The following is a 15,428-nucleotide window of genomic DNA, read 5'->3' on the forward strand; positions in this document are numbered from 1 at the left end:
TGTTAAGTTGGTATGGCCGTTGTGGCTTTTTCCTTTTTCATTACGGACGCCCCGGATTGAAACCGTGGAGAAAGCAGTTTCTGGACATGCGTTCCCTGCTGCCAGGTTCCCAGCAGCGAGAAGACCTCCTCGCCGATTTCAGCGACCGGCTGCGCGATGCTGCCGAGGGACGGCTTGTGCGTGCGGGTCGCCGGAAGGCCGTCGAAACCGATCAGGGCGATGTCCCTGCCCAACTCGAAACCGGATTGGCGAATGGCTTCGGCGGCGCTGACGGCGCCGGAGTCGGAGACGGCGAAAATGCCGTCCGGCCGATGCCCCGCCCGCAGTGCCGCAAGCGTTTTCCGGTGTGCCAGCGCGGTCCGTTCGTCATCCCCCCGGACCTGGCAATCCCAGATTTCGACCTCGGCGCCGGATAATTCCGCGATTTCGGTAAAGCCCTGGACGCGTTGGGAAATCTGACGCAGCGGCGGCTCGCACAGCAGCAGCGCCAGCTTCCGGCAGCCTCCGGCGAGCAATGTGCGCGCCGCCAGCATTCCGCCCTTGCGGTTATCGGTCGTGATATTGTTGACATTGATATTGCCGAGTTCGCAGTCGATCACCACCAGCGGAATATGGTCGAAACGGCCGAGCCTGCCGAGCTGTTGCATCGTAAACGGCGCGGTCGGAGGAAGATAGACCACCGGAACGCGCGAATCCGCCTCCTTGTCCAGCTCCGCCAGAAATGCGTTATGCGTGGCCACCTGCCGGTGTTCGATTCTGAAACGCTTCCCGGCGGCCTGCCGCGTCAGCTCATCGACCAGATAGGCGGCATAGTCATTGTCGGCGGTTCCGTTCACCGGAGAGGTGAAAAGCCGTACCACGGGCAGGAAAGCGCGTTCGAGAAGCTCCGCCGCTCCCGGTTCGAGATAGGTGCCGGAACCGCGGATTCTGCGGATGAATCCCTCCCGTTCCAGTTCGCCCATGACCAGCCGGATGGTGGCGTAGCTGGCGAACATCTCCCCGGCCAACTCCCGGTCCGTCGGCAGCTTCCGGCCGCCCTCGCGCAGAATGCCGCGCATCTTTCCGAGGATATACCGCCGGCTTTCTTCAAACAGTGTCTCAGCCATAATCTCTTAAAGTGTTAAAAATGCCATTGTATCAATTGTTACTTTGGTAATATTATGACAGAAAAAGCACCGGTTGTCAATAGGGAAAGCGAAAAAAAACGAAAATTTCCCGGATTCGGAATTTTCCGCGCCGTCAACCCGCAATCGGGACAAACTGACGCAATGGTGCGTCAAACTGTCACGAAATGAAACCGGAAAATCCTTTTGTCAACTTCAACAGCGAATTGGCACGGCACCTGCTGATACTGACGGCGAAACGGTGAAACACCGGAAAAGAGGAAAAACAGGAGGTAAAGATTATGAACATGTTGACCAGATTGAATCGTGGTGATGGGCTGTTCCCGGTTACGCTGCGCGGGGTGGATGATATCTTCCGCACGGTGCTGGGGCAGCTTGCTCCGGACTTCACGCCGGAGATGATGTGGGATTCGGGCCTTGCTCCGAAATTGGAGGTCGAAGTCAAAGAGGACGCGGTGACCGCACGGTTGCCGATCCCGGGCTGCAAGCCGGAGGATATCGATATCGAGGTGGTCGGCACCAGCCTGACCATCCGCGCCAGACGCGAATCCGAAGTTTCCGACGATGACAAAGCACACTATCTGCGGCAGGAGCGCTCCTTCTCCGAATATGAGGAGAGCGTGAAACTCCCGGTCGCGATCAAGGGCGGTGAAACCAAAGCGGAATATAAAGACGGCATCCTGACCGTCACGCTGCCGCGCGAGACCGCCGTCCCGCCGACCGCCCATGTCGTGAAAGTGAATTAAGATTTGATAGAGAAGGAGGAAGATATTATGAATGAGAACATGACCGGAAACGAAACCATCCGTGGCGAAGAGGAAGTGCTCGAAGTGATGCCGCTGGTGGACATTCTGGACGGAGCGGACGGCGTGACCATGTGGTTCGAAGTTCCCGGCGCCAATTCCGGCACGGTGAACATCGAAGTCAAGAATCACGTGATGTCCCTGAACGCCGAAAGCTCACTGCGCCGGAACGGCAAGCGGATCGTATTCAAACGCCGCTTCCAGCTCTCCGACGGTGTGGATATCGAAAAGATTTCCGCGAAAACCCAGGACGGCGTGCTGACGCTGAACATTCCGAAATCGGAACGTGAAAAAGTTCACAAGATAAAAGTGAACTGACCCAATCTCCCCCAAGGGTTCCGGCCCGTTCCTCCCTGTGCGGGCCGGAACCCGGTCCGGCGGACTTCTCCCCAGGTCCGCCGGATTTTTCTTTGTTTCAACGAGAAGGCGGCTGCTTCTTCCCTTTCCACAGGCGGGACCGGTACTCGGAAGGCGCGCTCCCGCTGAACTTCCGGAAGCGGCCGGTAAAATAAAACGGATTCGCTATACCGACCTGACAAGCGATTTCGGCAACCGGAAGCGCCGTGTTTTCCAACAGCAGTTGCGCCCGGCGCATCTGGTGAAGTTCCCGATAGGCGCGCGGCGACAGGCCGCAGAGCCGTTTGAAGGCTGTATAGAATTTTGTCCGCGACATCCCGCACCCGGCAGCGATCCGGTCCATCGAAAAATCATTTGTAACCGGTTCGAGCAGCATCTGTTGAGCCAGCGGAAGCCAGACGTTTTCATTCGACGTATTTTCCGCGGCAACCCGGCAGCCGCGCAGCACCACACTTTCCAGCAGGCAGTAGGCCAGCAAGTACCAGTTCGGAGCACGCCGCAGGTCCAGCAGGCAGGCCTCCTGCAATGCCGAACGCGCCCGCAGGAACTCCCGTTTCGGCAGATTGCAGCAGCGCGCCCCGGACTGGCACTCCGTCCATCCGGGCAGCGGACAAAGATGCGGCCGCATCAGGAAATGCACCCACAGCAGCACCCACGGCCCCGGGCACCTGAACTTATGAGGATAACCCGGCGCAATCAGGACGAGGTCCTGTTTCACAACCGGCAAGCATCCCGTTTCCAGCTCGATTTCACCTTTCCCCTCCAGAATCAGCAGTAAACTCCAATTATCAATCCAGTGGCTCTGCCACTCCTGCCCGCACGGATCGACCACATTGGTCCGCCCCGAAAGAAAATCCGCGTCCCCGAAAGGACTCATCGTCACAATAGCCATATTTTGAACAAACTTATAGGTAACAGGACAATTTTACATTTGTTTGGAATTCGTTGTCGAGTATAATAATAGGCGGAGAACAGAAAAAAATCAACCCGTTCCGGTCAGAGAATACCGTACAAAAGGAGAAACAGCCATGCCCATACTGGAAATACCGCCCCCCGCCCAGATCAATATTCATGAATTCCGGGACAAAGTCCTCGGCTGCTGGCAGGGGAAAAATATCGGCGGCACACTTGGCGCCCCGATGGAAGGCACCCGGCAACTTGGCGATATCAGCTTTTATACGCAGGAAACCGCCGGCCGGCCAGCGCCGAATGACGATCTTGATCTTCAGCTGGTGTGGCTACTCGCCGTCGAACAGAACGGCGCCTATCGGCTGAATGAACGGATTCTCGGCGAATACTGGATGCGTTATATCACCGGCCCCTGGAACGAATACGGCACGGCCAAAGGCAATATCGCAGCCGGGCTCTGCCCGCCGCTTTCCGGCTTCTGCAACAACGCGGAGTGGCAAAACAGCAACGGAGCCTGGATCCGTTCGGAAATCTGGGCCTGTCTTTTCCCCGGCGCACCGGATGAGGCCGCCCGTTTCGCCTGGATGGACGCCTGCGTCGACCATTGCGGAGACGGCATCTACGCCGAAATCTTCACCGCCGCCCTGGAATCGGCCGCGTTTGTGGAACAGGACCTGCTCCGGCTGATCGATATCGCGCTGGCCCGTATTCCGGACGACTGCCGCACCGCCCGCAGCGTGAAGCTCGCGCGCTCCTGCCATCAGGAGGGAATCGACTGGCGGACCGCACGCAACCGGCTGGTCGAAGAAAGCGCCGACCTCGGCTGGTTTCAAGCTCCGGCCAATGTCGGGTTCGTCGTGCTCGGCCTGCTTTACGGCCAGGGAGATTTCGGCAAATCCCTCTGCATTGCCGTCAACTGCGGCGACGACACCGACTGCACCGGTGCGACCGTCGGCGCCGTGCTTGGCATCCTGAAAGGGCGTTCCGGCCTGCCGCAACGGTGGATCGAGCCGATCGGCAATGAGATCAAGACCGCCGCGGTTTCCACCTTATGGCTTTTTGCCCCCGCCACAGTTGAGGAACTGAGCGAACGGATCATTCGGGACAAGCAGTATGCGGAAAAGGAAAATCCGCTGTTGCCGCGCCTCATTGACGGTCCGACCTGCTGCGCCGGCCTGACGGAGCGACTGACCGATGGAAGCATAGTCCGGGAACGTATTTTAACGCGCAGTTCCCGGCGGCTCACGTTCAACCTGCCGTGGGGCGAACTGGCGATCGAATACGGACAAAATCCGATGACCAGTCCCGGTGAACGCCAGAAGCTCCGCATTTCCGTGACGGAGTGCCCGCACAACAACCGGCTTGTCCGCCTCGACTGGAAATTGCCGGAGGGCTGGGAGCTTCATCCGGGTCCGGGCCAGCTCCTTCAGGTCAAACAGCGCATGGAAGCCGCAATCACCGTGGAACTTGTCCCCGGAGAGTTTCCGGCGCCGATGGTCTATCTGCAACTGGAACTGCATCTCTCCGACCGGCTTGCGCCATGCTGGATTGCCGTGCCCTTCGGACTGCGCGGAGCGGTCGGGCAGGAACATCAGGTCTACACTGAAGAGTACAAAGATGCCGAATACCGCCAGATTGCGCGTTTCAACGGTCTCAACTATCCTCAAATCTAAAGGAAGAAAGCATGAAACTTCAAAGTAAATTCACCCTTATTGAGCTGCTCGTGAACACAACTTGTAAAATATACAATCAGTCCACGAATGCCGCTCTGCGCGAAAGAGAGGGGTTCGGGGGAGAGAAAGCGGCGACTTGCGCCGCGTCTCTCCCCGTACCAACCAATCCGAACATCTCTCTCATTTCCCGCAAGCTCTCACGCCTCTGCCAATGCTCTGCAAGCGGCAAGTCGGAGCAAAAACGTGAAGTTGTCTTTCCGCAAAAAAGCGGGAAGAGAACTTCACGTTATTGCGAATCTTCTTCCCCCGCCGGCAGCCGACCGCGCCTCCGCCTGTCGACCGTCCCGTACCCGGCACCGGCACCTTGCCGGACGCAGGGGGCGCGGGGGGCGGCGGACACGCCCCCCGCATACCGTCATGTAAGGCAGTTTACTCTCATTGAGTTGCTCGTCGTGATAGCTATTATCGCGATTCTGGCTTCCATACTGCTGCCCGCGCTGAATCAGGCGCGCAGCAAGGCCAAGAGTCTGTCCTGCCTCGCCAACCTCAAGCAGTTCGGCACGGCAGCCGTACAATATGCCAATGACAACAATGACTACTGGCTCCCTGCCGACACTCTGTCTGTCGATTACAGTTGCGGAATCTTTGTTTACAATGATGCTTTCCGGTCTCTGCTGGGCCAGATGCGGGTTGCGGATGTGGATGACGGTTCCCTCGATTCCCGGAAATTGTTCTCCGCGAAAATCCTCTGTCCCGATTCTTACGCGGTTCTCAATGCAACCCATGGAATGGGAATCGCAAGCCATTCGTATGGAGTCACCTATTGGGACCTTATGGACGGCAACAGCTTCAAGCAGGGAGCTTTCAAACTCAATCAGCTTGCACGGCCTTCTTCTTCCGTTGCCTTCGCGGACAGCCTGGGGTTATTGATCTATCCCTGGAGCGGTGATGTCAGGAAGTATTTTACGGTGGGAGAAACACCGACTGAAGGCGCGGTCGCGTACCGTCATACCAAGCGGTTGAACGCCTCCTACTTCGACGGTCATGCAAACTCATTATCCGACACTGTTGTACGGAATGATTATCCGACGCTCCTGAGACAATTTTATGTGAGGTGACAGCACTATGAAAACCCTCTTTTTCCTGCTTCTGACTTCCGCCGCGCTGTTTGCCGCCGCTGCGGATGAAAAAATCAAGCTCCCCGCCCGCGAAAACTTCCACCTGATCCTGTTGGCCGGGCAATCCAACATGGCCGGGCGCGGAGTGATTTCTCCGTCCGACCGGATTCCGCACCCACGGGTCCTGATGCAAAACCGGCAGGGCGAATGGGTTCCCGCCGTGGAACCGGTTCATTATGACAAGGACTTCGCCGGAGTCGGGCCGGGACGGAGTTTTGCAATCCGGCTGGCGGCTTCCGATCCGGCAATCACGGTCGGCCTGATTCCGGCGGCATGCGGCGGCTCGCCGATCGCGAGTTGGCAACCGGGGGCCTACCATGAACAAACTCAGAGCCATCCCTACGACGATGCCGTCCGCCGCACCCGGCGGGCCATGAAGGACGGCACACTCAAAGCGATTCTGTTTCACCAGGGCGAAGCCGACTGTTACGGCAGCGCACCGAATCAGTACCGTGAGCGGCTGTTCACCCTGATCCGCTCCTTGCGGCAGGAGCTGGGCGCGCCGGCGTGTCCCTTCATCATCGGCCAGCTCAGCCGCTTCCCCCAGGAGACGTGGAGCGAAGGCAAAAAAAGCGTCGATGCCGCTCACCGGGCCGCCGCGGCGGAACTGCCGGAGGTCGGCTTCGTTTCCTCGGAACAACTGACCTCCAATCCCGACCGGATTCATTTCGATGCCCCCAGCCAGCGGGAATTCGGCCGCCGTTACTACGGGACGTACCGGCGTCTTACGGCCCCGCCTTCCCCGGTTTTTGCCACTTTCACTCCCATTCTGGCAATGCGCGACGGAAATCCGGCAGGACTCTCCCGGGCGCAATTCGTCAAAATCAACCGGGAGAAAGATCAGCTCCGGTTTGCCGGCAACGGTTCCCGGCTTGCCCTGAAATTGCCGCCGGACTTGAAAACCTTCACCGTCGTAATGGATGTCACGCTCCCGAAGCTGCCGGAAAAAGAGGGGGCGCTTTTCGCCCGTCCCGGCTGTCACAACGTACTGGCGGTAACTCCTTCCGGACAGCTTGCCTTCACAATTTTCGCGGCGGATCGCAAAACCTTCTGCACCGCCCGCTCCGAAACGGAACTGTTGCCCAATCTGCCATACCGGATCGCCGGGACGGTACGCGAACTGCCAGAAGGCGAAACCAGCCTGACTGTCCATATCAATGGAACGGAAGCGGGGCGGGTTACGCTGCGCGAACCGGCCTTCCCCTACGACGGTGCTTTATCTTTCGGCTCGGCGGCGCCGGACGGCAATGCCGCGATGCCGCTGGAATACCGCCTGAAAAACCTGTGGATTTTCGACCGGGTTCTCGACGGCCCGGAAACCATGCAGCTCTGAAAGGACTCGCCGGATATGACTCGCACAATTTCAATATTCTCCGCTGCCGTCCTGTCCCTCTCCCTGTTCGGCACTGGAATCGACAACGCTCCGCTGCTGCCGAAATGGGTAGAGGACTCCGAAGTGAAACTCGAACGTCTCTCGGAAGATGCGACCGCTTCAACCGACTGGGTCAAAAGCCTGATCATCGTCGAAGCCAATGTCGCGACCGCTTCAACCGACGGCACGCTGGCCGGGATGTCCCGCGTGCTCGACCATCTGGAGGAAACGGGCGTCAACGGCCTCTGGCTCACCCCGGTCAACGAACGCCCCCACTACGGCAATTTCGGCATTCACACACTTAACAGCGCCTTGACCGGCACCGGCGATATTCCCGAACAATGGCGCCGGGTACGTGCATTCGTGCAGGAAGCGCACCGGCGGAATATCCGGGTATTCTTCGATGTCGTCTCCTGGGGAGTGACGAAAGACGCGCCGCTTTACCGTGAAAAGCCGGAATGGTTCAAAGGAGCCCTCCCCGCTTACAACGGCTGGGAATGGAACTGGAAAAATCCGGAACTGCGCGAATGGTTCGCCTCCCGTCTCGTGGAGTTCCTGCTGGTGACCGGAGCGGACGGTTTCCGCTGCGACAGTTCCCCCGGATACGCCGGTTACGGCCCCTTCCGGGAGGCGCGGAAACGTCTGCTCGACTTCGGCCGCAAAGTGATCTTCCTCTCGGAGCATCCGAGCGAACGCCGGGGTGTTTTCGATTTCGACCAGCTCTCAATCATGTATGACGGGGGGAACACCGGAACCCGTTTCCCCTGCCGGATTTTCATGCAGGAAAATATCGTCGGCCTGATCAAAAGCGGCAGGCGCCTGGGCAATGTGGATTCCCAGTTCAACGGCGGCAAAGTCAATCTTGACGGAGGCCGGGAACGTTTCTACAGCTTCCCGCTCTCCAACCACGACAACCGCCAGCCGCAGCCTCCTTTCAGCGCAGTCGAATTCGGTTATCAGGCCCTTTTTTCCCCGCTGATCCCGATCTGGTATCTCGGCGCGGAGTGGCGCAACCCGGTTGACGGCAAGGGCTGGAGCTGGGACCTGCCGGTCCGCTGGGACCTGCTTGACGACGAACGGGAATTTTTCGAACTCGTCAAGCGAATGATCCGCATCCGGCGCAGTTATCCGGAGATTTTTGAATATTTCCCGGCCTCCCTCCGCGATGCCAATATCTGCAAAGTCGCAACCGACCGGCCGGAGGAATTGCAGGCCTACGCCCGGTATCGAAACGGGAAAGCGATCCTGATTGTGCCGAACAACCGAAAGGAACCGGCCACGTTCCGAATCTCGATTCCCTACCGGGAAGCCCGGATTGCCGGAGACGGCATAGCCGTGACGGATCTTTTGAACGACAGGCGGCTCGCCTCCGGCAGGCCCGATTCCTTTTCCGTGGAAATTCCGGCGGAAACGCCCGGCGTCTACCTGATTGCGCCTGAACGATGACCCGTTTTCTTTTGCTCTTTCTCCTGCCGCTGCTGGCCGGCGGCGGAGCGATCGCCATCGAGAACGATGGTTTCCGGGCGACTTTCGCCGATCCTTCGGATGAAGCGCTCGGTTTCCGCTTCTTCCGCGCCGGTTGGGTCCGGGGACTTTATCCGGCCGCCGGCGAAACGAGTCTTTTCCACACCCGGACGCTTTTTGATTACCATCCGGCCTTCGGCTGTGCGCAGGAGTTCCTGCCGGACCTGCCGCTCGCTTCCGGTGACCGCTTGAAGCCGGGCGTCGGGATTTTCCGGCTCCACCCCAAAGATTACTTCCGCTCCCGGCCGGTGAGAAGTTTTCCCTGGGAATGGAGCATCCGTGACCGCAGTTTGATTGCGCATCAGTCCTGTCCCGAACTTGAAGGTTACGCGTATGAACTTTCCATTACCGTGACTGCCGGCAAAAACATGCTGGTCTGGAAACAGCAACTGACCAATACCGGCACCCGCCGGATCGACGGCCAAGTCTATTTACATCCATTCTTCGCGACCCGGGACGGCTTTGCCGGATGGTGGTACTCGCTGGACGGGACTCCTCATTCCGTGGCGGACGCACCCGAATCACAGTCGGTTGAGAACGGTCAGGCGCAGGCTGCCGCCGGGACAGATCAATTCACGGTAAACATCACTTCCTGCCCGCCGTTTCGCCGCAGGGATTTCTGGCGGAACCAGTCGAACGCCTTCGCGGTGGAACCCTATATCCCCGTCAGCCTCGCTCCCGGAGAAACCCGGATATGGAAGTGGTTTCTTGCGCTCACCCGTTTTCAGAAGCAGTGACGATATCGTTTCTTCTTTGCGTCCGGCTCCCTGATACATACAATTTGCCAAAAAATTGTCAAAATTCGGTCATTGAGAGATTGAGGGCTTGAAAAAAACGGCATTCCGTGTTATATCATATCACTCTATTCCGGAAAGAGGGTAGAAACAAGTTGAATCTCTCCGGATGGCAGAACTGTTGTTTCCCGGAGAGCAAAGGAGGCAAAACACAAAAATCAGTAAGGGAAGATGAAAATGATGTGCACGTTGAAAAAAATCAGGAATCCTTTATTCATTTTTCTGTTCGCAGTTGCAGTCAGCGCCCTCGCCGCAAAAGAGGAAGCCCGGCCGGTTTCCGGCGAAAACAGTCCTCAGGCCCCTCCGGCGGCTGGTGTCGCTGATCAGACGGCCCCGCTCCGGGTTCAGCCCCCCGAAGTTTTCCTACCGCCCGCTTCGCCCGGAATTGCCTTCGACGCGGATCGGATGCATCAGCGCCACCGCCGCATCATGCGCCGCATGATGGAGGAATTTTTCGCCGATCCGTTTGACGACCGTCCGGGGCATTGCCCGTCCCCTTTCATTTCCCGGCGGCATTTCAACCCGGAATGCGACCTTAAGGAAAAATCCGGTTCCTATGAGTTGACTCTGGAGGTCCCCGGCATGTCCGGCAGCGACCTGAAAATCACGGTTTCCCGCGGCGTGTTGACCGTCAGCGGCGAAAAGAAGGAAGTCCGGGAAACCGAAACGGCGGACTGCCGCACCGGGGAACGCTGCTACGGCGCTTTCCGACGCAGCTTCTCCCTGCCCGGCGGCACGGACATCGACGGCATCAGGGCGAAATGCAAAGACGGCGTCCTGACCGTCATCATTCCGAAACCCGCGAAGTCCCCGGAAGAAGTCAAAACGATTCCGGTCGAATCATGAGTTCCGCCTGCCATTTTCCGTATGGAAAATTTATCTACCTGCATTCAGCATAGCCCAAGGAGAAAACAGGCATGATAGAAGCCACCAACGTAACCAGATATTTCGGTGACAAGGCCGCGGTCGCCGGAGTCAGTTTCTCGGTCGGGAAAGGGGAAGTCCTCGGCTTCCTCGGCCCCAACGGCGCGGGGAAGTCCACCACCATGCGGATGATCACCGGTTTCCTGCCGCTTTCCGGCGGACGGATCGCCATCGGCGGCTGCGACATCGCGGAAAAGCCGGTCGAAGCCAAGCGGCTCTTCGGCTATCTGCCGGAAAATGCTCCGGCTTATCAGGATATGAGCGTGGCCGGGTTCCTGGATTTTTCCGCCTCAATCCGCGGACTTTCCGGCAAGGCCCGGAGTGAAGCGATCGCCCGCGCTGTGAAGCTCTGTCATCTGGAAAAGGTGATGCACCAGTCCATCGACACCCTGTCGAAGGGCTACCATCACCGGGTCTGCTTCGCGCAGGCGATCCTGCACGATCCTCCGGTGCTGATTCTGGACGAGCCGACCGACGGCCTCGACCCGAATCAGAAGCACGAGATGCGCGAGCTGATCCGGGAGATGGGCAAAAGCAAGGCGATCATCGTTTCCACCCACATTCTCGAAGAGGTCGAAGCGATCTGCACCCGGGTCATCATCATCGACCGCGGCGAACTGGTGTTCAACGGTACGCCGCAGCAGTTGAAGGAAAAAGCGCCGCACGGAGACCGGGTGCTGGTAACGCTGCTGCAAGTCGCCGCCGATGACGTCCGCGCCGCGCTGGAAAAACTGCCGCAGGTCCGGCTGGTCGAAACCGTGAAACAGGAAAACAACAAACTTACACTGGCGATCCATCCGTCCGGCAGGGCGGATGATTTTGCCCTGACCGTCAAAAGACTTCTCGACGAACGGAAATGGGAGTTCTGTGAACTGCATACGCAATCCGGCAAGCTGGACGAGGTGTTCCGGTGCCTGACGACCTCGGACAGCACCGGCCGGAAGGAGGGAGCCGCATGAAAAACATCATGACCATCATCCGCCGGGAACTCGGCAGCACTTTCACCTCCGCGGTGGCGTATGTGTTTCTGGTGATCTTTCTGGCGCTGGTTGGATTTTTCACTTTCATGATCGGCGGCTTCTTCCTGCGCAACGAAGCCGATCTGAGCAGTTTCTTCTTCTGGTTCCCGTGGCTCTTCATCCTGCTGGTGCCAGCCGTCGGCATGCGGCAGTGGGCGGAAGAGCGGCGGCAGGGGACGCTGGAGCTGCTTTTCACCATGCCGGTTTCCGTCACCGAAGCGGTGCTGGGCAAATTTCTTGCCGGCTGGATCTTCCTCGGCATCGCACTGGCGCTGACCTGCCCGATCGTGTTCACGGTCTGTTACCTCGGCGATCCCGACGCCGGCCCCGTCGTCACCGGCTATGCCGGCAGCTTCCTGCTGGCGGGGGCTTATCTGGCGATCAGCGGCATGACCTCGGCTTTCACCCGCAACCAGATCGTGAGCTTCATCACTTCGACGGTGCTCTGTCTATTGCTGGTGCTGATCGGCTTTCCGCCGGTGACCGACCTGCTGTTGAAATGGGGGGCGCCCGCCGGAGTCCTCGATTTCTCGGCCGATCTCAGCGTATTCTACCACTTCACCGGCATGCAGCGCGGCGTGTTCGACCTGCGGGACATCGTCTATTTCCTGTCCCTGATGGTGTTGGCGCTGGCCGTCACCGGCATCGCCCTGAAAAACCGCCGAGGCTGACCGCATGGAGGAAAACCACATGATGAATTCAAACCGGAAAAAACAAAAGACAGCCGCCTGGATCGGCTCTATTGCGGGCATCCTGATCGTCGCGGCGATTCTGATCACCCTGAACGCAATCCTGAAGCCGCTCAATTGGCGCTGGGACTGCACCGAAGACAAACGCTACACTCTCTCCCGGGGAAGCGAGAATATCCTGAAGCATCTGGACAAGGTCGTCAGCCTCCGCTTCTATTACTCCCGCGATGCGGCGGATATGCCGGTATTCCTGAAGAATTACGCGTCGCGGGTGGAGGACCTGCTCGGCGAATTCAAGCGGGCCGGAGGCGATAAGATCGACCTGCGCCAGCTGAATCCGACGCCGGATTCGGACGAGGAGGATTCGGCGGTGCTCGACGGCGTTTCCGGCCGCCCCCTCGATATGTTCGGCTCCGGCGATCCGATCTACTTCGGCGTGGCGGTGAGCTGCGGAGGCAGGACGGCGGTGCTGCCGTTCCTGTCGCCGGAAAACGAAGCGCAGCTCGAATACGACCTTGCCCGCGCGATTACCGAGGTGACCGCCGACCGCAAGGTGAAGCTCGGCATTTTAAGCTCGCTGCCGGTGATGGGCGGTTACAGCGCCCCCCCGATGATGATGAACAGCGCGCCGAATCCGCCGTGGTGGATCGTCACCGAACTCAAACGCAACTATGACGTGGTGGAGATTCCCGTTTCCGGCACTGAAATCGCTTCGGATATCGACGTGATTCTGGCGCTCCAGCCGCAGAATCTCAGCGACGGGATGCTGTTCGCACTCGACCAGTTCATCCTGCGGGGCGGCAAGGTGCTGGCTTTCCTCGATCCCTTCGCGGTTTCCGGCATGAGGCAGCAGCCGTACCCGCAGCCGGGCGGCTCTTCCTTCGACAAGCTCCTGAAAGCCTGGGGGATCGAATTCAACAGCGGTAAGATCGTGGCCGACCGCAAGCTCGCCACCCGGCTGCGCGGCCCTTACGGCAACGTCGAATCCATGCCGACGGTGCTCACGCTGGGCAAGGCCGAAATGGATACGGCGATACCGGCGCTTTCGGCGCTGAACACGCTGCTGCTCTTCTGCCCCGGCGAATTCTCCGGCACTCCGGTCGAGGGGCTGACGCAGACCGTTCTGCTGCACTCTTCCGACGACGCCGGGCTGGTCGAGAGTTTCGAGGCGCAAGGTTCCGGCGAACAGATTCTGAAGAACCTGAAACCGGAAAACCGTGAATTTGCGCTGGCGCTCCAGCTTGCCGGAACTTTCCCGACCGCCTTCCCCGACGGCAGCCCGGAACCTCCCGCCGCCGAAGACGGCAAAGAGAAGAAAGCGGAGCAATCTTCGCAAAAGAAAGCCGACAGCCTGAAGAAATCAACTCAACCCGGCGCGGTAGTGCTGGTCGGGGACGCCGATATGCTCTTCGATTCCTTCTGCGTGCGCCAGGGTAATTTTCTCGGCCAGACGGTCGCCCAGCCGATCAACGACAACCTCAGCTTCGCCCTGAACCTGGTCGACCAGCTCAGCGGCGACGAAAATCTTTTTGAAATCCGGGCGCGCGGCGCTTCGTCCCGGCCGTTCACCGTGGTGCGCGACCTGCAGGCCAAGGCGGAAAAGGAGTTCCAGGGCAAGATCGTTCAGCTTGAAGAGGAGCTTCGCACCGTCCAGATGCAGATCGATGAACTCCAGCGCAAACGCAAGCCCGGGGAAAAGGAGCTGCTCTCCTCCGAACAGCGCAAGGTGCTCGCCGACTTCCGCCGCAAGGAGGTGGAGGCCCGCAAGGAACTCAAACAGGTCCGCCGTCAATTGCGCCGGGAGATCGATTCGCTGGAAAACACCCTGATTTTCATCAACATCGCCCTGATGCCGATTCTGGTCGTGGCCGCCGGAATCACGGTTGCGGCGGTTAAACGCAGAAGGAGCGCCCATCGATGAAGCCGAAACATCTGATTATCTTGATCTGCATCGCGGTGGTTCTCGGAATCATCTATATGGCACAGCAGGGCAAACGCAAAGACGCGGCAGGCACGGCGGGCAGCCGGGAACTGGTCCCGGCTGACTTCAGCAGCGACAATCTCGCCGCCGTCAAACTCGAACGCGGCGGAAAAACCGTCACGCTGAAACAGACCGGAAACGGCTGGGCGGTGGAGGAGCGTTACGGCTACCCCGCCGATACCGCCAAGCTCCGGGAGTTGTTCGTCAAGCTGTGCGACGCCCGGATTGCGCAGACGCTGTCGCTGATTCCGACGCAGCTCGAAGAGCTGTCGCTGACGCCGGAAAAGGCGACCGTGATGACGCTGACCGACAAAAACGTCAAACTGCTGCAGCGCTTCGTCTTCGGCTCGGAACACGGCAACCGGCCGGACTCCGCCGCGCCTTACGGCATGGGCGGCGGCAGCGGCCGTTACCTGCAGCTCGCCGACGGGCGCAACGTCGTGGTGCCGGAGCGGTTCGGCGAGGTCGACGCCTCTTTGACCGACTGGCTGAACCGGGATTTCTTTCAGGTTTCAGACCTGAAGCGGGCCGAACTCAGGCGGAACGGCAAAAGCGAATGGGTATTGACGTTCAAGGACGGCAAGCCAGTTCTGTCCGGCGGGATTCCGGCGGATAAGGAGCTGGACGAAACGAAGGCTTCCGCCCTCAAAAGCGCCTACTCCTGGATTCGTTTTTCGGATGTCGCCGACCCGAAGGCCGCCCCGGGAACAACCGGCATGGATAAAGCGCCGGAACTGCTGCTGACCGACGGCGACGATCTGGTCTATACGGTCCGGCCGGGCGCGGGAGCAGACGACAACTATTTCCTGCGCGTTTCCGTCGCGTGGAAGGGCGAGGCGAAGCGCACAGTTCCCGCCGGAGAAAAGCCGGAGGACAAGAAGCGGCTTGATGCCGAATTCGCCCAAACCGTCAAGGAGCGGCAGGAAAAAGCCGCCAAGCTGGACAAGGCGCTCTCCCCATGGACCTATCAGGTGGAAAAAAGTGTGTTTGACGTCTCGGCGGGAACACGCGACGGCTTCCTGAAAGCAAAAGCGAAAACCGAAGCGCCTCCGGCGACCGATCCGAAGTAAGTCCCGCCGCG

Annotated in this window: 14 protein-coding genes; 12 read left to right on the forward strand and 2 right to left on the reverse strand. The window is 59.2% G+C overall.

Going from position 1 to position 15,428, the window contains the following annotated elements; translation table 11 throughout:
* Window positions 1-2: 2 nt before the first annotated feature.
* Window positions 3-1,106 carry a substrate-binding domain-containing protein gene (locus C8D82_RS01165; RefSeq protein ID WP_116882425.1) on the reverse strand — a complete coding sequence of 368 codons (1,104 nt, stop codon included), beginning with the start codon at window positions 1,104-1,106 and terminating at the stop codon, window positions 3-5.
* A gap of 299 nt (window positions 1,107-1,405) precedes the next feature.
* On the opposite strand from C8D82_RS01165, the gene C8D82_RS01170 reads away from it, so the two are divergent.
* Together C8D82_RS01170 and C8D82_RS01175 are read left to right on the forward strand one after the other, a co-directional pair.
* Window positions 1,406-1,870: an Hsp20/alpha crystallin family protein gene (locus tag C8D82_RS01170; protein WP_116882426.1), complete on the forward strand. Its 465-nt coding sequence runs from the start codon at window positions 1,406-1,408 to the stop codon at window positions 1,868-1,870.
* A 27-nt stretch (window positions 1,871-1,897) separates the two neighbouring features.
* Entirely contained in the window at window positions 1,898-2,245 is a 348-nt protein-coding gene (locus tag C8D82_RS01175) for an Hsp20/alpha crystallin family protein (protein ID WP_116882427.1), read from the forward strand.
* 97 nt (window positions 2,246-2,342) lie between these two features.
* On the opposite strand, the gene C8D82_RS01180 is transcribed toward C8D82_RS01175, so the two are convergent.
* A complete protein-coding gene (locus C8D82_RS01180; RefSeq protein ID WP_165832751.1) occupies window positions 2,343-3,161 on the reverse strand; it encodes a helix-turn-helix transcriptional regulator in 819 nt (272 codons plus the stop codon).
* Window positions 3,162-3,312: 151 nt separating this feature from the next.
* On the opposite strand from C8D82_RS01180, the gene C8D82_RS01185 reads away from it, so the two are divergent.
* From C8D82_RS01185 to C8D82_RS01230, 10 genes are all read left to right on the forward strand, one after another.
* The gene (locus C8D82_RS01185; protein ID WP_116882429.1) at window positions 3,313-4,866 is read left to right on the forward strand and encodes an ADP-ribosylglycohydrolase family protein; all 1,554 of its coding nucleotides are present in this window, start codon (window positions 3,313-3,315) and stop codon (window positions 4,864-4,866) included.
* A gap of 11 nt (window positions 4,867-4,877) precedes the next feature.
* Window positions 4,878-5,984: a prepilin-type N-terminal cleavage/methylation domain-containing protein gene (locus tag C8D82_RS01190; protein WP_116882430.1), complete on the forward strand. Its 1,107-nt coding sequence runs from the start codon at window positions 4,878-4,880 to the stop codon at window positions 5,982-5,984.
* 7 nt (window positions 5,985-5,991) lie between these two features.
* Window positions 5,992-7,377 carry a sialate O-acetylesterase gene (locus C8D82_RS01195; protein ID WP_116882431.1) on the forward strand — a complete coding sequence of 462 codons (1,386 nt, stop codon included), beginning with the start codon at window positions 5,992-5,994 and terminating at the stop codon, window positions 7,375-7,377.
* 15 nt (window positions 7,378-7,392) lie between these two features.
* The gene (locus tag C8D82_RS01200) at window positions 7,393-8,862 is read left to right on the forward strand and encodes an alpha-amylase family glycosyl hydrolase (RefSeq protein WP_116882432.1); all 1,470 of its coding nucleotides are present in this window, start codon (window positions 7,393-7,395) and stop codon (window positions 8,860-8,862) included.
* Window positions 8,859-9,677, forward strand: coding sequence for a hypothetical protein (locus tag C8D82_RS01205; RefSeq protein WP_116882433.1), 819 nt, complete (start codon window positions 8,859-8,861; stop codon window positions 9,675-9,677). The genes C8D82_RS01200 and C8D82_RS01205 overlap by 4 nt, the downstream gene beginning before the upstream one ends.
* A 462-nt stretch (window positions 9,678-10,139) precedes the next feature.
* Entirely contained in the window at window positions 10,140-10,580 is a 441-nt protein-coding gene (locus C8D82_RS01210) for an Hsp20/alpha crystallin family protein (RefSeq protein ID WP_165832752.1), read from the forward strand.
* A 71-nt stretch (window positions 10,581-10,651) separates the two neighbouring features.
* Window positions 10,652-11,617 (forward strand): ABC transporter ATP-binding protein, encoded by a 966-nt coding sequence (locus tag C8D82_RS01215; protein WP_116882435.1) that lies wholly within the window; start codon window positions 10,652-10,654, stop codon window positions 11,615-11,617.
* Window positions 11,614-12,348 (forward strand): ABC transporter permease, encoded by a 735-nt coding sequence (locus tag C8D82_RS01220; protein WP_116882436.1) that lies wholly within the window; start codon window positions 11,614-11,616, stop codon window positions 12,346-12,348. The genes C8D82_RS01215 and C8D82_RS01220 overlap by 4 nt, the downstream gene beginning before the upstream one ends.
* Window positions 12,349-12,367: 19 nt before the next feature.
* Entirely contained in the window at window positions 12,368-14,287 is a 1,920-nt protein-coding gene (locus tag C8D82_RS01225) for a Gldg family protein (protein WP_165832753.1), read from the forward strand.
* The gene (locus C8D82_RS01230; RefSeq protein WP_116882438.1) at window positions 14,284-15,417 is read left to right on the forward strand and encodes a DUF4340 domain-containing protein; all 1,134 of its coding nucleotides are present in this window, start codon (window positions 14,284-14,286) and stop codon (window positions 15,415-15,417) included. The genes C8D82_RS01225 and C8D82_RS01230 overlap by 4 nt, the downstream gene beginning before the upstream one ends.
* The last annotated feature ends 11 nt before the right edge of the window (window positions 15,418-15,428 follow it).

The sequence above is a fragment of the Victivallis vadensis genome (assembly GCF_003096415.1).
Classification (GTDB): domain Bacteria; phylum Verrucomicrobiota; class Lentisphaeria; order Victivallales; family Victivallaceae; genus Victivallis; species Victivallis vadensis.